We start from the raw sequence: 20,327 nt of genomic DNA on the forward strand, positions 1-20,327 counted from the left end.
TAGCTTGAGGAGGATGTAAAGAATGTTTCGAATTGGACAAGGTTTTGATGTACATGAATTTGCGGAAGGTAGACCGTTAATTATCGGTGGAATTACAATTCCTCATGAGAAAGGACTAATCGGTCACTCGGATGCGGACGTATTGTTACATACGATTGCTGATGCATGTTTAGGGGCAATTGCAGCAGGGGATATTGGAAAGCATTTTCCTGATACAGATCCTGCTTTTAAAGATGCAGATTCAGCTTTATTATTACAAAAGGTTTGGGAATTTGTGCGTGAACAAGGTTACGAACTAGGGAACCTAGATTGTACAATTATTGCTCAGAAGCCAAAGATGGCACCTCATATTGAAAGTATGCGTAAACGTATTAGTGAGCTGTTAGAAACTTCTGTCGACAACGTTAATGTAAAGGCAACAACGACAGAAAAATTAGGCTTTACAGGAAGAGAAGAAGGAATCGCATCTCAAGCAGTGGTATTATTACAGAAAAAATAATGGTTTTTAATTCGTAAGATGGATAATCACATTTTTTTGTTGTACAATTATAGAATGTGTAGACATTAAGAATGGAAGGTGTACCAATTATGGAAAAGCAAGTGAGAGTGCGCTATGCGCCAAGTCCAACAGGACACTTACATATCGGAAATGCGCGTACGGCATTATTTAATTATTTATTTGCTCGTCATCAAGATGGCAAGTTTATTATTCGTATTGAAGATACTGATGTGAAACGTAATGTTGCTGGTGGAGAAGAAAGCCAATTAAAATACTTGAAATGGCTCGGTATGGACTGGGATGAAGGTGTTGATGTTGGTGGTGAATTTGGACCATATCGTCAAACAGAGCGTTTAGATATTTATAAAAAATTATATGTAGATTTATTAGAGCGTGGTTTAGCTTACAAATGTTATATGACAGAAGAAGAGCTAGAAGCAGAACGTGAAGGGCAAATCGCTCGTGGTGAAACACCACGTTATGCAGGAAACCACCGTGATTTAACTGAGGAGCAAACTAAAGGATTTGAGGCTGAAGGCCGTATTCCAAGTATTCGCTTCCGTGTACCAGCTGATAGCGACTACACGTTTAAAGATATCGTAAAAGATGAAGTTGCATTCCATTCAAATGATTTTGGCGATTTCGTTATCGTGAAAAAAGATGGAATTCCAACTTATAACTTTGCGGTAGCAGTAGATGATCACTTAATGGAGATTACACACGTACTTCGTGGTGATGATCATATTTCTAATACACCAAAACAAATGATGATTTATGAAGCTTTCGGATGGGATATCCCGCAATTCGGTCATATGACTTTAATTGTAAATGAAAGCCGTAAAAAGCTAAGTAAGCGTGATGAGTCTATTATTCAATTTATTGAACAATATAAAGAGCTTGGATATCTTCCAGAAGCAATCTTTAACTTTATCGCATTACTAGGTTGGTCACCAGTGGGAGAGGAAGAAATCTTCTCTAAAGATGAGTTTATCAAAATGTTTGATGCAGCCCGTTTATCGAAATCACCTGCATTATTCGATTCTCAAAAACTAAAATGGATGAACAACCAATATATGAAAAAACAAGATTTAGATGCTGTTGTTACATTAAGCTTACCGCATTTAGTTAAAGCGGGCCGCGTAGGTGAAAACTTAAGCGAACAAGAACAAGCTTGGGTTCGTGATGTAATTGCTTTATATCATGACCAAATGAGCTTTGGAGCTGAAATTGTAGAGCTTTCTGAAATGTTCTTTAAAGATCATGTCGATCATGACGAAGAGGGACAAGAAGTATTGAACGGTGAACAAGTACCTGAAGTGCTTCGTACATTTGCCAATCAATTAGAAGCTCTAGAAGAAATGGAGCCAGCAGCAGTTAAGGCGGCTATTAAAGCAGTTCAAAAGGAAACAGGACATAAAGGTAAAAATTTATTTATGCCAATCCGTGTTGCAACTACTGGACAAACACACGGTCCAGAGCTTCCTAACGCCATTGCACTTCTTGGAAAAGAAAAAGTTTTAAATCGTATTCAAAAAGTAATTGGTTAACATTTTCTAGGTTTAGAAATATAATAAGTATACCTAAAATCTAATAAGGAAAAGCGACGAGAAGGAGAAGTAGAAAATCAGGCTTTTTACAGAGAGAACCACCTTTAGGCTGGGAGTGGTTTATAAGCGGATTTTTGAAATGCCCCTTCGAGTCTTCTGTTGAACAGCGAAGTATTTCGCGGGACGCCTTAGGGCGCAAAGTAAACAGAAGCGGTGTAAACCGTTATCATGGATGAGTTTGAGGCTTCTTTAGCCTAAACAGAGTGGAACCGCGCTTATAAGGCGTCTCTGTCTATATGACAGAGGCGTCTTTTTTTATACCATGTAAATGGGTGAGGGTATAAGTTTTATCCCCTTGTATAAAGATTTAGGGGTAAGTGGAGAGTTAGGGGAGTTAGTTCACTCGAAAAAAGCAGCCCATAAAGGGGAGGGAACATCGATGTTTAAGAGGCTTCGGGAAGATATTGAAGTCGTTTTTGAACAGGATCCAGCGGCACGAAGTTATTTCGAAGTCATTTTAACTTACTCTGGATTACATGCAGTTTGGGCCCATCGAATTGCACATGCTTTTTATAAAAGGAAATTTTTCTTTGTGGCACGTTGGATTTCGCAGGTTAGTCGTTTTTTTACTGGCATTGAGATTCACCCAGGAGCAACTATTGGTCGTCGTTTTTTCATTGATCATGGAATGGGGGTTGTAATTGGAGAAACGTGTGAAATTGGCGAAAACGTAACAATTTATCAAGGTGTCACATTAGGTGGTACAGGTAAAGAAAAAGGAAAGAGGCATCCTACAATTCAGGATAATGTATTAATTGCAACAGGTGCTAAAGTACTAGGTTCTATTACTGTTGGAGAGAATTCTAAAATTGGAGCAGGATCTGTCGTGTTAAAGGAAGTTCCTGCGCATTCTACAGTTGTAGGTATACCTGGCCGAGTCGTTATTCAAAATGGAGTAAAGATTGGCCAAGAATTAAATCATTCTGATCTTCCAGATCCGATTTTTGATAAATTAAAGGTTATGGAAGCAGAACTTGATAAATTGAGAAAGCAACTCGAAGTAAAGGTAGAAAGGAAGGATAAAAATGACTATTCACATTTATAATACGTTAACGCGTCAAAAAGAAGAGTTTATGCCATTAGAAGAAAATAAGGTAAAGATGTATGTGTGCGGACCTACAGTATATAACTACATTCACATTGGGAATGCGAGACCACCTATGGTATTTGATACAGTACGCCGTTACTTAGAATATAAAGGATATGATGTGCAGTATGTATCTAACTTTACTGACGTGGATGATAAATTAATTAAGGCGGCAAACGAATTAGGTGAAGATGTGCCAACAATTGCAGATCGTTTTGTTGAAGCTTACTTTGAAGATGTAACAGCACTAGGTTGCAAACATGCAACGGTTCATCCGCGTGTGACAGAAAATATGGATATCATTATTGAATTTATTCAAGAACTTGTGAATAAAGGGTATGCATATGAATCAGAAGGTGATGTATACTTTAGAACGAAAGAATTCGAAGGTTACGGTAAATTATCGCATCAGCCAATCGCTGATTTACGTCACGGTGCACGTATTGAAGTAGGAGAAAAGAAACAAGATCCTCTTGATTTTGCTTTGTGGAAAGCTGCGAAAGAAGGAGAGATCTTCTGGGAAAGCCCTTGGGGGAAAGGACGTCCAGGGTGGCATATTGAATGCTCAGCGATGGCACGTAAGTACCTAGGGGATACAATTGACATTCATGCTGGCGGTCAAGATTTAGCATTTCCTCATCATGAGAATGAAATTGCACAGTCCGAGGCGTTGACAGGAAAAACATTTGCACGTTACTGGATGCATAATGGATATATTAATATTGATAATGAGAAGATGTCTAAGTCACTTGGAAACTTCATTTTAGTTCACGATATCATTAAACAATATGATCCACAGTTAATCAGGTTCTTTATGCTATCGGTACATTATCGTCACCCAATTAACTTTAGCGAAGATTTATTGCAAAGTACTAATAATGGGCTAGAAAGAATTAAAACAGCTTACGGTAACTTAAAGCATCGTATGGAAAGTAGTACGGATTTAACGGACCATAATGAGAAATGGTTAGCTGAAATGGAAAAATTCCAGGCTGCATTTGAAGAAGCAATGGATGATGATTTCAATACTGCTAATGCGATTACTGAATTATATAATGTAGCAAATCACGCAAATCAATATTTATTAGAAGAACATACTTCTAAAGTTGTAATTGAAGCATACGTGAAACAACTTGAAACATTATTTGATATTTTAGGATTAGAATTAGCACAAGAAGAATTGCTTGATGAAGAAATTGAGGCACTTATCCAAAAGCGTATTGAGGCTCGTCAAAATCGTGATTTCGCATTATCTGATCAAATTCGCGATGATTTAAAAGAACGTAATATTATTTTAGAAGATACCGCTCAAGGTACAAGATGGAAAAGAGGATAAAAATGATTGATGCAAAGCAATTGAACAGCTTAGCGTTAGCATATATGGGTGATGCGGTATATGAACAATATATCCGCTATCACCTTCTTCAAAAAGGAACAGTTCGTCCTAATCAATTACATCGCTTAGGGACGAGCTTTGTTTCGGCAAAAGCACAGGCGAAAGTTGTTTATCATTTATTAGAGACGGCATTTTTGACAGAGGAAGAAGAGGCAGTACTAAGAAGAGGGCGCAATGCGAATTCGGGTACTGTTCCGAAGAATACGGATGTACAAACATACCGATATAGTACAGCGTTGGAAGCTCTAATCGGTTATCATCACTTATTAAATAATCGTGAAAGATTAGACGAAATTGTATATAAGGCAATTGCTGTTTTAGAAGAAAAGGAAGGGAGCACATCATCATGAGTAGTGAATATATTATCGGACGTAACCCTGTAATTGAAGCGTTACGATCAGGGAGAGATATTAATAAAATTTGGATCGCAGAAGGTGCTGCCAAAGGGCAAGTACAGATTGTACTGGCATTAGCGAAAGAAAATAAGGTTATTTTGCAACATGCACCGAAGAAGAAATTAGATCAATTAGTTGAGGGAAATCATCAAGGTGTAATTGCTCAAGTAGCTGCATATCAATATGCTGAGCTAGAAGATTTATTTAAAGTAGCAGAAAAACGTAATGAAGATCCGTTCTTCTTAATTTTAGATGAAATTGAAGATCCACATAATCTAGGTTCTATTATGCGTACAGCTGATGCGACGGGAGCTCATGGAATTATTATTCCGAAAAGAAGAGCAGTGGGACTTACAGCGTCAGTTGCGAAAGCATCGACTGGGGCAATTGAATATATTCCTGTTGCACGTGTAACAAATTTATCGCGTACAATTGATGAATTAAAAGAACGTGGACTTTGGATTGCTGGTACAGATGCCAAAGGGAAAACGGATTACCGTAATTTAGATGGTAATATGCCAATCGGATTAGTAATTGGTAGCGAAGGAAAAGGTATGAGTCGTATTATTGGTGAAAAGTGTGATTTCCTAATTACTTTACCGATGGTCGGTAAAGTTACATCCTTAAATGCTTCAGTAGCCGCAAGTTTGTTAATGTATGAGGTATATCGTAAACGTCACGAAATTGGTAAATAAAAAATGGACGATATTTTAATCGTTGACGGTTACAACATTATCGGGGCTTGGGGAGACTTGAAGAAACTGCGGGATGTAGATTTACAATCATCAAGAGACGCACTTATTGATAAGATGGCGGATTATCAAGGCTATACAGGCACAAAGGTAATGATTGTCTTTGATGCCTATACAGTCTATGGTATTGAAAAAAAGATGAAACAATCGCGGGTGGAAGTAATATTCACGAGAAAGAATCAAACTGCAGATGAAAAGATAGAACAACTTGCGATTGAGCTTAGAAATATAAATACACAAATATACGTTGCAACCTCGGATTATACGGAGCAATGGATTATATTTGCGCAAGGTGCACTTCGAAAATCTGCGCGTGAATTAGAGTTAGAAGTGCAAGCGATGGAACAACAAGTAAGAAGGCGTACAAAAGACACGAAAGAAAAACAACCCGCCATGCGAAAGATATTTAGTAAAGATATTACAGAAAAATTAGAAAAATTAAGAAGAGGAGAGCGTTGAAGCATTGACGCTCTTTATCTTTTTACTGTATAATATTGCTAAATATATAGCGGTCGGAGGGATCAGGGTGGAAGCAGGCTTCGTAAGTGTAGGCGACGTTACATTTCGTGATTTAGAGGATGAGGCAATCGTTGAGTTAGTTCGAAAAGGTAATACTGACGCTCTAGAGTATTTAATTCACAAATATAAGAACTTTGTTCGCGCGAAATCAAGATCTTATTTCTTAGTGGGTGCCGATCGAGAAGATATTGTTCAAGAAGGTATGATTGGATTGTTTAAAGCAATTCGTGATTATAAAGGGGACAAGCTGTCTTCGTTCAAAGCATTTGCTGAACTGTGTATCACTCGACAAATTATTACCGCTATTAAAACAGCAACAAGGCAAAAGCATATTCCGTTAAATTCGTATGTGTCTTTAGATAAGCCAATTTACGATGAGGAATCTGATCGAACACTATTAGATGTTATTTCGGAATCGAAAGTAACTGATCCAGAAGAGATGATTATAAGTCAGGAAGAATATACAGACATAGAATCTAAAATATCTGAATTATTAAGCGATTTAGAAAGAAAAGTGCTCTCTTTATACTTGGATGGTCGTTCCTATCAAGAAATTTCAGAACAGTTAAACAGGCATGTGAAATCTATTGATAACGCATTGCAGCGTGTAAAAAGGAAATTAGAAAGATATATGGAGATGAGAGAGAGTACAACTTTAAATTCATAGCAAGTGCCGCAGGTGTAAAATAATTCACCTGTTTTCTTTTTGCGAAGAGAGTGAAAGTCATGACATTGACATTGTCTTTTGTTGTATGATACATTTTTAGGGACATAATGTTACAAGGTTGGTGTAACTAATGAGGAAAAAAGTTGTACTCTCATGTGAAGAGTGTAAAAATCGAAACTACTCTACGATGAAAGATACGAGCTCAGTAGAGCGACTTGAGATAAAGAAGTTTTGTAAAACATGCAATAAGCATACAGTTCATAAGGAAACAAAATAAATAATACACTGGAGGTCCCGTAGATGCGTTTAACGAACTTTTTCGGCGATGTAGGTCGCGAAATGAAAAAAGTAAGTTGGCCTAAAAAAGATGAATTACTCCGCTCAACAGCGACTGTTATCGCTACAGTTGTCTTCTTTGCGATTTTCTTCGCAGTAGTTGATATGGGCATTTCTTCTTTAATTCGGTTAATTCTTGGTTAATTCTTGAATAAGAAGCACTTATCCATGATATAATGTTATTTATAAGAACTGTGTAAAAGCCCGGTGAACGGGTTTTTTCATTTGCGCAAAAAAATGTACGTCAGGGAGGGAAGGACGCTCGTCCTAAATGAATGGAAAAAAGTTGGTATGTTGTCCATACTTATTCTGGATATGAAAATAAAGTAAAAGCAAACCTAGAGAAACGTGTAGAATCAATGGGTATGCAAGATAAAATTTTCCGTGTTGTTGTCCCGGAAGAAGTAGAAGTAGAAATGAAAAATGGTAAAGAAAAATTAATGAAAAGAAAAGTGTTCCCAGGTTACGTATTAGTAGAACTAATCATGACTGATGATTCTTGGTATGTTGTTCGTAATACACCGGGTGTAACTGGTTTTGTCGGTTCTTCTGGTTCTGGGTCTAAACCTTCACCTCTATTAGAAGAGGAAGTTGTTACCATCATGAAGCATATGGGAATGGACAATGAAGTGGTTGATTTCGACTTTGAACTTCATGAAACAGTGCGTGTAAATGAGGGGCCATTCGCGGATTATACAGGTGCAATTGAAGAAATTGATGTGGAAAAGAAAAAAGTTAGCGTGCTTGTAGACATGTTTGGTCGCGAGACTCCGGTTGAACTTGATTTCCATCAAATTGAAAAATTATAAAATGAAACTTGAAATGAATTGTAAAAAGTGATAATATCTTTTAAGTCAGTACGTCTTCGGTAACGGAGACGTTTTTTGAAAAAGATTTTATCATTATGATAAAATATGAAGTGGGAGGGCAAATCACTGCCCAATTGACCACATCACGGACTTAAGGAGGTGTGTCTCGTGGCTAAAAAGGTAATTAAAATGGTAAAACTTCAGATTCCTGCAGGTAAAGCTAATCCAGCTCCACCGGTTGGTCCAGCATTAGGACAAGCAGGTGTTAACATCATGGGCTTCTGTAAAGAGTTTAACGCTCGTACAGCTGATCAAGCTGGTCTTATCATCCCTGTTGAAATTACGGTATTTGAGGACCGTTCATTCACTTTCATTACTAAAACTCCTCCTGCTGCTGTTCTTCTTAAGAAAGTAGCTGGTATTGAGTCTGGTTCTGGTGAACCAAACCGTAATAAAGTGGCAACTGTTAAGCGTGATAAAGTACGCGAAATCGCTGAAACTAAAATGCCTGACCTAAACGCTGCTAGCGTAGAAGCTGCAATGCGTATGGTTGAAGGTACTGCACGCAGTATGGGCATCGTTATCGAAGACTAATTCGATTTGTTTTTTGTAAAAAGGTTGCGGGTCTGGAATTCCAATTCGCAACCTTTATTATCGTAAATGATTATCGTTTTTAAATAAATGGATGGGCGCACATCCTCGGGGGTTCCCGGACTGAAGGCGTAAACGTGGGAGGTTATTCCGCTAAAACCACATTCAAGGAGGAAACAAACATGGCTAAAAGAGGTAAAAAGTACGTAGAAGCTGCGAAGCTTGTTGATCGTGCGGCTGCTTACTCTGCAACAGAAGCAGTAGAATTAGTAAAGAAAACAAACACAGCTAAATTTGATGCAACTGTAGAAGCTGCATTCCGTTTAGGTGTTGATCCTAAGAAAGCTGACCAACAAATTCGTGGTGCAGTTGTTCTTCCACACGGTACTGGTAAAGTACAACGTGTATTAGTATTCGCTAAAGGCGAAAAAGCAAAAGAAGCTGAAGCTGCTGGCGCTGAATTCGTAGGCGATGCTGATTACATCGGTAAAATCCAACAAGGTTGGTTCGATTTCGATGTAGTAGTAGCAACTCCTGACATGATGGGTGAAGTTGGTAAACTTGGTCGTGTATTAGGACCTAAAGGTTTAATGCCAAACCCTAAAACTGGAACAGTTACTTTCGATGTAACTAAAGCTGTTAACGAAATCAAAGCTGGTAAAGTTGAATACCGCGTTGATAAAGCTGGTAACATCCACGTTCCAATCGGTAAAGTATCTTTCGAAGATGCTAAATTAGTAGAAAACTTCAAAACAATTGCTGACACGCTACAAAAAGCTAAGCCAGCTGCTGCAAAAGGTACTTACATGAAGAACGCAACTGTTGCTTCTACAATGGGACCTGGCGTACGCGTAGACGTTTCTACACTTGCGTAAAAATTGGAAGTTGACTTCATAAAGAAGTTTTAATATAATCATTTATGTTGTGAATTTTAATAGTGTACCGTAGACAGTAGGTGTCGATTCGACTTAATTTCCTACCTAGGTGTTAATATACGAAGCGGAATCTTTTTTCTGTGACTATATGCCTCCATGTCTACAAGTTGGGCATGGAGGTTTTTAGTGCACTTTCGGTACATCTTCTATATAATCTACAGGAGGTGTAATAACATGAGCAAAGTAATCGAAACTAAACAACAAGTTGTAACTGAAATCGCTGAAAAACTTCGTGCGAGTAAATCTACAATCGTTGTTGACTACCGTGGTTTAACAGTTTCTGAAGCAACAGAATTACGTAAAAACTTACGTGAAGCTGGCGTTGAGTTCAAAGTTTACAAAAACTCTTTAACTCGTCGTGCTGCAGAGTCTGCTGAAATGGCTGAGTTAAACGAATTCTTAACAGGACCAAACGCAATCGCGTTCAGTAACGAGGATGTAGTTGCTCCTGCGAAAGTATTAAACGACTTCGCTAAAAAACATGAAGCTTTAGAAATTAAAGCGGGCGTAATCGAAGGTAAACTTGTAACACTTGATGAGGTTAAAGCTATCGCTACTCTTCCATCACGTGAAGGCTTACTTTCTATGCTTCTTAGCGTTCTTCAAGCTCCAATCCGTAACCTTGCACTTGCTACTAAAGCAGTTGCAGATCAAAAGGAAGAGCAAGGCGCTTAATTTTTTAAAAGATAATTACTTGTTATCTATAAAACAATACAAACCTATTTAAGGGAGGATATTTACAATGACTAAAGAACAAATCATTGAAGCAGTTAAATCTATGACTGTATTAGAACTTAACGACTTAGTAAAAGCTATCGAGGAAGAATTCGGCGTAACTGCTGCTGCTCCTGTAGCTGTAGCTGGTGGCGCTGGTGAAGCTGCTGCTGAGCAAACTGAATTTGACGTAGTACTTGCAAGTGCTGGCGCTCAAAAAATCAAAGTTATCAAAGCTGTACGTGAAATCACTGGTCTTGGCTTAAAAGAAGCTAAAGAATTAGTTGACAACACTCCAAAAGCAATCAAAGAAGGCGTTGCTAAAGAGGAAGCTGAAGAAATGAAAGCTAAACTTGAAGAAGTTGGCGCTGTTGTAGAAGTTAAGTAATTAACTTTTGGTGCTTTAAAAAAAGCTCGCTCTCATGCGAGCTTTTTTTTTAACTGTAAAGAAAAGAGGTGGCCATATGGCAGACCATTATTTTTCTAACGACCCTTCTAGTAAAAGTGATCGTAAACGATGGGAATTTACACTTCGTGAATCTCGATTTACTTTTTTATCTGACCATGGGGTGTTCTCGAAAAACGAAGTGGACTTTGGTTCTCGTCTTTTAATTGAAGCGTTTCAAATGCCAGATGTTAAAGGTAATGTGTTAGACGTAGGATGTGGGTACGGTCCAATCGGTTTGTCGTTAGCGAAAGAGTTTCAAAATCGTGAAATTCACATGGTGGATGTGAATGAAAGGGCCTTGGGACTTGCAAAAGAAAATGCCGCTAATAACAGAATTGAAAATATACGTATTTTGCAAAGTAGTGTCTATGAAAATGTAGATGGCAAGTATGCTGCTATTCTATCTAATCCTCCAATTCGTGCTGGTAAAGATATCGTGCATGAGATTTTAGAAAAGGCTGTGGAGTATTTAGTTTCAGGTGGGGAATTGTGGATTGTTATTCAAAAGAAACAAGGTGCACCATCTGCGCTGAAAAAACTAGAAGAAGTGTTTTCTGAAGTTGAAGTTGTAGAAAAGAAAAAAGGATATTATATCATAAAATCAAAAAAGCGTTGACGGTTATTTTTGGCTATGTTAACATTATACAATGCCAATATATGATTTTCTGCGTTGAGAAAGATGTATATTTTTGTTTCTCTTGGAAAAGATAGTAAAATCAGCAGATTATGAAACAGAATGATGGTTTTCTTATAGAAGCCATTTTTCTTTTTTGAGCAGGTAGAAAGACTCAACGTATCTATCTTTAAGAGAAAAAAACTACGCTAATAGCAGTAGTTGTATTTATTTGTGATTTTGCACAAATTTTTTTGTGTGTTTATAATACTCATGATTTGAGGGGTGAAGCAGTTGACAGGTCAACTAGTTCAATACGGACGCCACCGCCAACGAAGAAGTTATGCCCGTATTAGTGAAGTATTAGAGTTACCAAATCTTATCGAAATTCAAACCTCTTCTTATCAGTGGTTTCTTGATGAGGGTTTGCGAGAAATGTTCCAAGACATTTCTCCGATCGAAGACTTTACGGGAAATCTATCGCTTGAATTTATCGACTACAGCTTAGGTGAACCTAAATACTCTGTAGAAGAATGCAAAGAGCGTGATGTGACGTATGCAGCACCACTTCGTGTAAAAGTGCGTCTAATCAACAAGGAAACTGGTGAAGTAAAAGAACAAGATGTGTTCATGGGAGATTTCCCACTCATGACAGAGACTGGAACATTCGTAATTAACGGTGCAGAACGTGTTATCGTTTCCCAGTTAGTTCGCTCTCCAAGCGTATACTATAGTGGCAAAGTGGATAAAAACGGAAAACGTGGTTTTACTGCTACTGTAATTCCAAACCGCGGAGCTTGGTTAGAGTATGAAACAGATGCTAAGGATGTTGTATATGTGCGTATTGACCGTACGCGTAAACTTCCTGTAACTGTTTTGTTACGCGCATTAGGGTTTGGCTCTGATCAAGAAATCACCGAGCTTTTAGGTGATAACGAATACTTAAGCAATACGTTAGAAAAAGATAACACAGATAGCACAGAGAAAGCATTGCTTGAAATTTATGAGCGTCTACGTCCTGGTGAACCACCAACAGTAGAAAATGCAAAGAGCTTACTTGTGTCTCGTTTCTTTGATCCGAAGCGCTACGATTTAGCAAATGTAGGTCGCTATAAGATCAACAAAAAGCTACACATTAAAAACAGATTGTTTAACCAACGTTTAGCTGAAACACTAGTGGATCCAGAAACTGGTGAAATTTTAGCGGCAGAAGGAACAGTCTTAGATCGTCGTACACTGGATCGCATTCTACCTTACCTAGAGAAAAACATTGGATTCAAAACAGCGAAACCAATGGGTGGAGTGGTAGCAGGTGATGTTGAGCTGCAATCTATTAAGATTTATGCTCCAGAATCAGAAGGCGAACGATCTATAAACGTAATTGGGAATGCAAATATTACTCGTGATATAAAACACATCACACCAGGTGATATTCTTGCTTCTATTAGCTACTTCTTTAACTTGCTATATAAAGTAGGGGATACAGATGATATTGACCACTTAGGAAATCGTCGTCTGCGCTCTGTAGGAGAGTTACTACAAAACCAATTCCGTATCGGTCTTTCTCGTATGGAACGTGTTGTTCGTGAGAGAATGTCGATTCAAGATACAAATGCAATTACACCACAAGCGTTAATTAACATTCGCCCGGTTATTGCATCTATTAAAGAGTTCTTCGGAAGTTCTCAGTTATCTCAGTTCATGGATCAAACAAACCCATTAGCAGAGTTAACTCACAAACGAAGACTATCTGCATTAGGACCCGGTGGTTTAACGCGTGAGCGCGCAGGCTTTGAAGTACGTGACGTTCACTACTCTCACTATGGTCGTATGTGTCCAATTGAAACACCAGAGGGACCAAACATCGGTTTGATCAACTCATTATCTTCGTTTGCGAAAGTAAATGAGTTTGGTTTCATTGAAACGCCATACCGTCGTGTTGACCCAGAAACTGGTCTTGTAACAGGGCATGTTGATTATTTAACAGCAGATGAAGAAGATAACTATGTTGTAGCCCAAGCGAATATGAAATTATCTGAAGAAGGGGAATTCCTTGATGAAGATATCGTAGCTCGTTTCCGTGGTGAAAACATTGTCACAAATAAAGAACGCATCGACTACATGGATGTATCTCCAAAACAAGTAGTGTCGGCAGCGACAGCTTGTATTCCGTTCTTAGAAAACGATGACTCTAACCGCGCACTTATGGGAGCGAACATGCAACGTCAGGCGGTTCCGTTAATGAATCCGGAATCTCCGATTGTAGGTACAGGTATGGAGTACGTATCAGCAAAAGACTCAGGAGCTGCAGTGATCTGTAAACACCCTGGTGTTGTTGAACGCGTAGAAGCACGTGAAGTTTGGGTACGTCGCTATGTAGAAGTTGACGGTCAAACAGTAAAAGGCGATTTAGATCGCTATAAAATGCAGAAATTCATTCGTTCTAACCAAGGAACTTGTTACAATCAACGTCCAATCGTAAGTGTTGGAAATGAAGTTGTAAAAGGTGAAATCCTTGCGGATGGTCCTTCTATGGAATTAGGTGAACTAGCACTTGGACGTAACGTGCTTGTTGGCTTTATGACATGGGACGGTTATAACTATGAGGATGCGATCATTATGAGTGAGCGCCTTGTAAAAGATGATGTGTACACTTCTATTCATATTGAAGAATATGAATCAGAAGCTCGTGATACGAAGCTTGGACCAGAAGAAATTACACGTGATATTCCGAATGTTGGAGAAGATGCACTTCGTAACCTTGACGAGCGCGGTATTATTCGCGTAGGTGCGGAAGTAAAAGATGGAGACCTACTTGTTGGTAAAGTAACACCTAAAGGTGTAACAGAATTAACAGCAGAAGAACGTCTATTACATGCAATCTTCGGTGAAAAAGCACGTGAAGTACGTGATACATCACTACGTGTACCACACGGTGGTGGCGGTATTATCTTAGACGTAAAAGTATTCAACCGTGAAGATGGCGATGAATTGCCACCAGGCGTGAATCAACTTGTACGTGCATATATCGTTCAAAAACGTAAAATTTCTGAAGGTGACAAGATGGCCGGACGTCACGGTAACAAAGGTGTTATCTCTCGTATTTTACCAGAAGAAGATATGCCTTACTTACCAGACGGTACGCCAATCGATATCATGTTAAACCCATTAGGGGTACCATCTCGTATGAATATCGGTCAGGTATTAGAGCTTCATCTTGGTATGGCAGCAAGATACCTTGGTATTCACATTGCAACACCAGTATTCGATGGTGCTCGTGAGGAAGATGTATGGGGCACAATTGAAGAAGCTGGTATGGCAAATGACGCGAAAACAATCCTGTATGACGGACGTACTGGTGAACCATTCGATAACCGCGTATCTGTTGGTGTCATGTATATGATCAAACTTGCGCACATGGTTGACGATAAACTTCATGCTCGTTCTACTGGACCATACTCACTTGTAACGCAGCAACCTCTTGGAGGTAAAGCTCAGTTCGGTGGACAGCGTTTCGGTGAGATGGAGGTTTGGGCACTTGAAGCTTATGGTGCTGCTTATACTCTTCAAGAAATCTTAACAGTGAAGTCTGATGATGTTATTGGACGTGTTAAGACGTATGAAGCCATTGTTAAAGGTGAAAATGTTCCAGAACCAGGCGTTCCTGAATCATTCAAAGTATTGATTAAAGAACTGCAAAGTTTAGGTATGGACGTTAAAATGATGTCTATCAACGATACAGAAATTGAAATGCGTGATACGGAAGATGACGATGATCATCAATCAGCAGATAAATTGAATGTTGAAGTTGAGACAACTAAGGAATAATTGGGATAACCTGTAGACTAAAAGGGAGGTAGGCCCCTTGATAGATGTAAATAACTTTGAATATATGAAGATTGGACTTGCTTCACCTGACAAGATTCGTTCTTGGTCATACGGTGAAGTTAAGAAACCAGAAACAATTAACTATCGTACGTTAAAGCCTGAAAAAGATGGCTTGTTCTGTGAGCGTATTTTCGGACCACAAAAGGACTGGGAATGTCATTGCGGAAAATATAAACGTGTACGTTATAAAGGTGTAGTTTGTGATCGATGTGGCGTTGAAGTAACGCGTGCAAAAGTTCGTCGTGAACGTATGGGTCATATCGAATTAGCTGCTCCTGTATCTCATATTTGGTATTTCAAAGGTATCCCGAGCCGCATGGGACTTGTCTTAGACATGTCCCCTCGCGCGCTTGAAGAAGTAATTTATTTCGCTTCTTATGTTGTAACAGAAAGTGGAGATACACCACTTGATAAGAAGCAATTACTTTCTGAAAAAGAATACCGTGCATATCGTGATCGATATGGCAGCACATTCCATGCTGCTATGGGTGCAGAAGCTATTAAAAAGCTACTGCAAGACATCGATTTAGATAAAGAAGTAGACTTCTTAAAAGAAGAATTAAAAACAGCACAAGGACAACGCCGTACTCGTGCTATTAAACGTCTAGAAGTATTAGAAGCATTCCGTAACTCTGGAAATCACCCATCTTGGATGATCTTAGATGTTCTTCCAGTTATCCCACCAGAACTACGCCCGATGGTACAGTTAGATGGTGGACGTTTTGCTACTTCTGACTTAAACGACTTATACCGTCGTGTAATTAACCGTAACAATCGTTTAAAACGTCTATTGGACTTAGGTGCACCAAGCATCATCGTTCAAAACGAAAAACGTATGTTACAAGAAGCTGTAGACGCATTAATCGATAATGGTCGCCGTGGCCGTCCAGTTACTGGACCAGGTAACCGTCCATTAAAATCACTATCTCACATGCTTAAAGGTAAACAAGGACGTTTCCGTCAAAACTTATTAGGTAAACGTGTTGACTACTCTGGCCGTTCTGTAATCGTTGTAGGACCGAACTTAAAGATGTACCAATGTGGATTACCGAAAGAAATGGCGCTTGAATTGTTTAAACCTTTCGTTATGAAAGAGTTAGTTGGAAAAGGATTAGCACACAACATTAAGAGTGCTAAACGTAAAATCGAGCGTGTACACCCTGAAGTTTGGGACGTTTTAGAATCTGTGATCAAAGAGCATCCAGTACTTCTAAACCGCGCACCAACACTTCACCGTCTTGGTATCCAGGCGTTTGAACCTACATTAGTAGAAGGTCGTGCAATCCGTCTTCACCCACTTGTATGTACTGCATACAACGCGGACTTTGACGGTGACCAAATGGCGGTTCACGTTCCGTTATCATCAGAGGCACAAGCAGAAGCTCGTATTCTTATGTTAGCGGCACAAAACATCTTGAATCCAAAAGACGGAAAACCAGTTGTTACTCCATCTCAGGATATGGTATTAGGTAACTATTACTTAACACTTGAGCGTGAGGGTGCAATCGGTGAAGGTATGGTCTTCAAAGATGCAAACGAAGCAATACTTGCATACCAAAATGGATATGTACATCTGCACACACGTGTTGCAGTTGCTGCGAGCTCGGTAAATAATGTAACGTTTACTGAAGAGCAAAAGAGTAAGCTTCTATTAACAACAGTTGGTAAATTAATATTTAACGAAATCTTACCAGAGTCGTTCCCTTATATTAATGAACCAACAAACTCAAACCTTGAAAAAGAAACACCAGCGGAATATTTCGTTGAAAAAGGTGCGAACATTAAAGAAATTATTGCTAGTCGCGAAGAAGTGGCACCATTTAGCAAGAAAATCCTTGGTAATATTATTGCGGAAGTATTCAAACGTTTCCAAATTACAGAAACATCTCGCATGCTTGACCGTATGAAAAACTTAGGATTTAAATACTCTACAAAAGCTGGTATTACAGTTGGGGTATCAGACATTCTTGTATTAGGTGAAAAAGATGAAATTCTCCATGAAGCACAAGCAAAAGTAGATAATGTAATTAAACAATTCCGTCGCGGTTTAATCACGGAAGAAGAACGTTACGATCGCGTTATCTCTATTTGGAGTAATGCAAAAGATGTTATCCAAGGAAAGCTGATGAAATCCTTGAATAAACGCAACCCAATCTTCATGATGAGTGATTCCGGTGCCCGTGGTAACGCATCGAACTTTACTCAGCTTGCTGGTATGCGTGGTCTGATGGCCAATCCATCTGGTCGTATCATTGAGCTTCCGATCAAATCAAGTTTCCGTGAAGGTTTAACAGTACTTGAGTACTTCATCTCTACGCATGGTGCGCGTAAAGGTCTTGCCGATACAGCACTTAAAACTGCCGATTCTGGTTACTTAACACGTCGTCTTGTAGACGTTGCACAAGATGTAATCGTTCGTGAAGATGATTGTGGAACAGATCGTGGTTTATTAATTGGCGCAATTAAAGAAGGTAATGAAGTTATTGAGTCACTATATGATCGTCTTGTTGGACGTTTTGCGAGAAAAACTGTAAAACATCCTGAAACAGGTGAAGTATTAGTTAGTGAAAACCAATTAATTACTGAAGATATCGCTCATATCGTTGAAAATTCGGGTGTTGAAACTGTAAATATCCGTTCAGCGTTTACGTGTAATACTCGCCACGGTGTATGTAAGAAGTGTTACGGTCGTAACTTAGCAACTGGTACAGACGTAGAAGTAGGAGAGGCGGTAGGTATTATCGCAGCTCAATCTATCGGTGAACCAGGTACACAGTTAACGATGCGTACGTTCCATACAGGTGGGGTTGCCGGAGATGATATCACACAAGGTTTACCTCGTATCCAAGAGATCTTCGAAGCTCGTAATCCGAAAGGTCAGGCAGTTATCAGTGAAATCGACGGTGTTATCGCAGCGATCAACGATGTTAAAGATCGCCAAGAAGTAGTTGTACAGGGTGAAGTTGAAGCTCGTACGTATGCTATTCCTTACGGTGCTCGTCTGAAAGTAACTCTAGGACAGCCAATCAGCCACGGTAAAGAGTTAACAGAAGGTTCTATTGATCCGAAAGAATTACTAAAAGTAACGGACATTACAGCCGTTCAAGAATACTTATTACGTGAAGTTCAAAAAGTATACCGTATGCAAGGGGTAGAAATTGGTGACAAACACGTAGAAGTAATGGTACGTCAAATGCTACGTAAAGTTCGTGTAAGTGACGCGGGTGAAACAGATGTATTACCAGGAACATTACTAGATATCCATCAGTTTACTGATGCGAATGCGAAGGTGTTACTGAAAGGTAAACAACCAGCAACGGCTAGACCGGTTCTACTTGGTATTACAAAAGCTTCACTTGAGACAGATTCGTTCTTATCTGCAGCATCGTTCCAAGAAACAACTCGTGTTCTAACAGATGCAGCAATTAAGGGTAAACGCGATGAACTTCTAGGATTGAAAGAAAATGTTATTATCGGTAAGCTTGTTCCTGCTGGAACGGGTATGAATCGTTATCGCAAAGTGGATCTTGTAAAAACAACACAAGATAACATGAATGTAGAAAACGATGAAGTTTATGTGGAACAGTAAAATTTTCCGTCGTAAATTTTGTATAAAAACAGCTAATCCTAGTTGACATTGTATGAGTCAAAATGTTACTATAATCAAGGTTGCTCCTGAATGATGCTTTGGAGGATATTTATATGTCTTATCAAAAAGTGTCAAATGCTGAAAATGTAGTCGTTGGTCATAAACGAACATTGGAAGCAATCAAAGCTGGTATAGTTAAAGAAGTTGTCATTGCAGAAGATGCTGATGTGAGATTAACTCATGTTATCATTCGTACTGCCTTGCAACATAACATACCCATAACCAAAGTTGAATCAGTTCGTAAGCTTGGAAAAGTTTCGGGGATTCAAGTGGGAGCTTCAGCAATAGGAATAATAAGTTAAAACTGTTTTTGTGAGGAGAGAGCATTTGCTCTTCCTTGCAAAAACTTTGTTTTCAACTAATAATGAACCACCTGGATATGTGGTCATACAAACATGCGAAGGGAGGATAATCAAATGCCTACTATTAACCAATTAGTGAGAAATGGTCGTACTGATAAAGTATGGAAGTCTAAATCACCTGCGTTAAACAAAGGTTTTAACTCTTTAAAGAAAAAATCAACTGATATCTCTGCACCTCAAAAACGTGGTGTATGTACTCGTGTTGGTACAATGACTCCGAAGAAACCGAACTCAGCGTTACGTAAATACGCTCGTGTACGTTTAACAAATGGTATTGAAGTTACAGCTTACATCCCAGGTATCGGTCATAACCTACAAGAGCATAGCGTAGTATTAATTCGCGGTGGTCGAGTAAAGGATTTACCAGGGGTACGTTACCACATCGTTCGTGGTGCGCTTGATACAGCTGGTGTTGACAAACGTATGCAAGGACGTTCTAAATATGGTACTAAGCGACCAAAACCTGCTAAAAAATAATAAACTTATAATGAAAGGAGGAACTCAATATGCCTCGTAAAGGACCTGTTGCGAAACGTGACGTGTTACCAGATCCAATGTACAATTCTAAACTTGTAACACGCCTAATCAACAAAATGATGGTTGACGGTAAAAAAGGTAAATCTCAAACAATTCTTTATAACGCTTTCGATATCGTTCGTGAACGTTCAGATAAAGAACCAATGGAAGTATTCGAGCAAGCTCTTAAGAACATCATGCCTGTTCTTGAAGTACGCGCTCGTCGTGTTGGTGGTGCTAACTACCAAGTTCCAGTTGAGGTTCGTCCAGAACGCCGTACAACTTTAGGTCTTCGCTGGTTAGTAAACTATGCTCGTCTTCGTGGTGAAAAAACTATGGAAGAGCGTCTAGCTTACGAAATCTTAGATGCAGCTAACAACGCTGGTGCATCTGTTAAGAAACGTGAAGACACTCATAAAATGGCAGAAGCTAACAAAGCATTTGCTCATTACCGTTGGTAGGATTCAACGTAAAATAAATGTAAGCATAAACCGCTTTATTTGTCGCTTATGGAAGTGTGGAGAGGGAGAATGCCTCTCCCTTT

The 20,327-nt window shown here is 39.0% G+C and carries 21 protein-coding genes and 2 other annotated features; all 21 genes read left to right on the forward strand.

From position 1 onward, the window contains the following. The first annotated feature begins 22 nt into the window (after nt 1–22). The 21 genes from ispF (at nt 23) to rpsG (ending at nt 20,244) form a co-directional block, all read left to right on the forward strand. A complete protein-coding gene (gene ispF / locus QUF93_RS02945; protein WP_002115287.1) occupies nt 23–499 on the forward strand; it encodes a 2-C-methyl-D-erythritol 2,4-cyclodiphosphate synthase in 477 nt (158 codons plus the stop codon). Between the two features lie 89 nt (nt 500–588). Further along, complete coding sequence (gltX, locus tag QUF93_RS02950) at nt 589–2,046, forward strand: glutamate--tRNA ligase (protein ID WP_289357815.1); 1,458 nt, start codon at nt 589–591, stop codon at nt 2,044–2,046. A gap of 47 nt (nt 2,047–2,093) precedes the next feature. Then, nucleotides 2,094–2,339, forward strand: a binding site (T-box leader). A gap of 146 nt (nt 2,340–2,485) precedes the next feature. After that, on the forward strand, nt 2,486–3,151 hold the full coding sequence (gene cysE, locus QUF93_RS02955) for a serine O-acetyltransferase (protein ID WP_289357817.1): 666 nt from the start codon (nt 2,486–2,488) through the stop codon (nt 3,149–3,151). Then, entirely contained in the window at nt 3,132–4,529 is a 1,398-nt protein-coding gene (gene cysS / locus QUF93_RS02960) for a cysteine--tRNA ligase (RefSeq protein ID WP_289357818.1), read from the forward strand. Before cysE ends, cysS begins: the two co-directional genes overlap by 20 nt. Before the next feature lie 2 nt (nt 4,530–4,531). Further along, nucleotides 4,532–4,939, forward strand: coding sequence for a Mini-ribonuclease 3 (locus QUF93_RS02965; protein ID WP_000564269.1), 408 nt, complete (start codon nt 4,532–4,534; stop codon nt 4,937–4,939). Next, nucleotides 4,936–5,679, forward strand: a complete 744-nt coding sequence (gene rlmB, locus QUF93_RS02970) for a 23S rRNA (guanosine(2251)-2'-O)-methyltransferase RlmB (RefSeq protein WP_212935126.1) — start codon at nt 4,936–4,938, stop codon at nt 5,677–5,679. The genes QUF93_RS02965 and rlmB overlap by 4 nt, the downstream gene beginning before the upstream one ends. A gap of 3 nt (nt 5,680–5,682) precedes the next feature. Further along, nucleotides 5,683–6,195 (forward strand): NYN domain-containing protein, encoded by a 513-nt coding sequence (locus QUF93_RS02975; protein WP_002115295.1) that lies wholly within the window; start codon nt 5,683–5,685, stop codon nt 6,193–6,195. A 67-nt stretch (nt 6,196–6,262) separates the two neighbouring features. Further along, nucleotides 6,263–6,922, forward strand: a complete 660-nt coding sequence (locus QUF93_RS02980; protein WP_002009799.1) for an RNA polymerase factor sigma-70 — start codon at nt 6,263–6,265, stop codon at nt 6,920–6,922. Between the two features lie 130 nt (nt 6,923–7,052). Further along, nucleotides 7,053–7,199, forward strand: a complete 147-nt coding sequence (gene rpmG, locus QUF93_RS02985; protein WP_012260172.1) for a 50S ribosomal protein L33 — start codon at nt 7,053–7,055, stop codon at nt 7,197–7,199. A gap of 23 nt (nt 7,200–7,222) precedes the next feature. Then, the gene (secE, locus tag QUF93_RS02990; protein WP_001241321.1) at nt 7,223–7,402 is read left to right on the forward strand and encodes a preprotein translocase subunit SecE; all 180 of its coding nucleotides are present in this window, start codon (nt 7,223–7,225) and stop codon (nt 7,400–7,402) included. A gap of 131 nt (nt 7,403–7,533) precedes the next feature. After that, the gene (nusG, locus tag QUF93_RS02995) at nt 7,534–8,067 is read left to right on the forward strand and encodes a transcription termination/antitermination protein NusG (RefSeq protein ID WP_000415794.1); all 534 of its coding nucleotides are present in this window, start codon (nt 7,534–7,536) and stop codon (nt 8,065–8,067) included. Nucleotides 8,068–8,235: 168 nt separating this feature from the next. After that, on the forward strand, nt 8,236–8,661 hold the full coding sequence (gene rplK, locus QUF93_RS03000; RefSeq protein WP_001085872.1) for a 50S ribosomal protein L11: 426 nt from the start codon (nt 8,236–8,238) through the stop codon (nt 8,659–8,661). A 179-nt stretch (nt 8,662–8,840) separates the two neighbouring features. Beyond that, nucleotides 8,841–9,533, forward strand: coding sequence for a 50S ribosomal protein L1 (gene rplA / locus QUF93_RS03005; protein WP_002074134.1), 693 nt, complete (start codon nt 8,841–8,843; stop codon nt 9,531–9,533). Between the two features lie 49 nt (nt 9,534–9,582). Further along, nucleotides 9,583–9,728, forward strand: a sequence feature (ribosomal protein L10 leader region). Nucleotides 9,729–9,767: 39 nt separating this feature from the next. Continuing rightward, a complete protein-coding gene (rplJ, locus tag QUF93_RS03010) occupies nt 9,768–10,268 on the forward strand; it encodes a 50S ribosomal protein L10 (protein WP_204209847.1) in 501 nt (166 codons plus the stop codon). Between the two features lie 67 nt (nt 10,269–10,335). Next, on the forward strand, nt 10,336–10,695 hold the full coding sequence (rplL, locus tag QUF93_RS03015; protein WP_128283402.1) for a 50S ribosomal protein L7/L12: 360 nt from the start codon (nt 10,336–10,338) through the stop codon (nt 10,693–10,695). Between the two features lie 76 nt (nt 10,696–10,771). Then, nucleotides 10,772–11,371: a class I SAM-dependent methyltransferase gene (locus QUF93_RS03020; protein ID WP_002115301.1), complete on the forward strand. Its 600-nt coding sequence runs from the start codon at nt 10,772–10,774 to the stop codon at nt 11,369–11,371. A gap of 291 nt (nt 11,372–11,662) precedes the next feature. After that, nucleotides 11,663–15,196, forward strand: coding sequence for a DNA-directed RNA polymerase subunit beta (gene rpoB / locus QUF93_RS03025; RefSeq protein ID WP_105587630.1), 3,534 nt, complete (start codon nt 11,663–11,665; stop codon nt 15,194–15,196). 37 nt (nt 15,197–15,233) lie between these two features. Continuing rightward, nucleotides 15,234–18,845, forward strand: coding sequence for a DNA-directed RNA polymerase subunit beta' (gene rpoC, locus QUF93_RS03030; RefSeq protein ID WP_088057273.1), 3,612 nt, complete (start codon nt 15,234–15,236; stop codon nt 18,843–18,845). 113 nt (nt 18,846–18,958) lie between these two features. After that, a complete protein-coding gene (locus tag QUF93_RS03035) occupies nt 18,959–19,207 on the forward strand; it encodes a 50S ribosomal protein L7ae-like protein (protein ID WP_002115313.1) in 249 nt (82 codons plus the stop codon). Between the two features lie 114 nt (nt 19,208–19,321). Next, complete coding sequence (gene rpsL, locus QUF93_RS03040; protein ID WP_001142341.1) at nt 19,322–19,744, forward strand: 30S ribosomal protein S12; 423 nt, start codon at nt 19,322–19,324, stop codon at nt 19,742–19,744. Between the two features lie 29 nt (nt 19,745–19,773). After that, nucleotides 19,774–20,244, forward strand: a complete 471-nt coding sequence (gene rpsG, locus QUF93_RS03045) for a 30S ribosomal protein S7 (protein WP_001137492.1) — start codon at nt 19,774–19,776, stop codon at nt 20,242–20,244. Nucleotides 20,245–20,327 lie beyond the last annotated feature (83 nt).

Origin of the sequence: Bacillus hominis (genome assembly GCF_030348325.1) — a bacterium.
In the GTDB taxonomy this organism is placed as follows: domain Bacteria; phylum Bacillota; class Bacilli; order Bacillales; family Bacillaceae_G; genus Bacillus_A; species Bacillus_A hominis.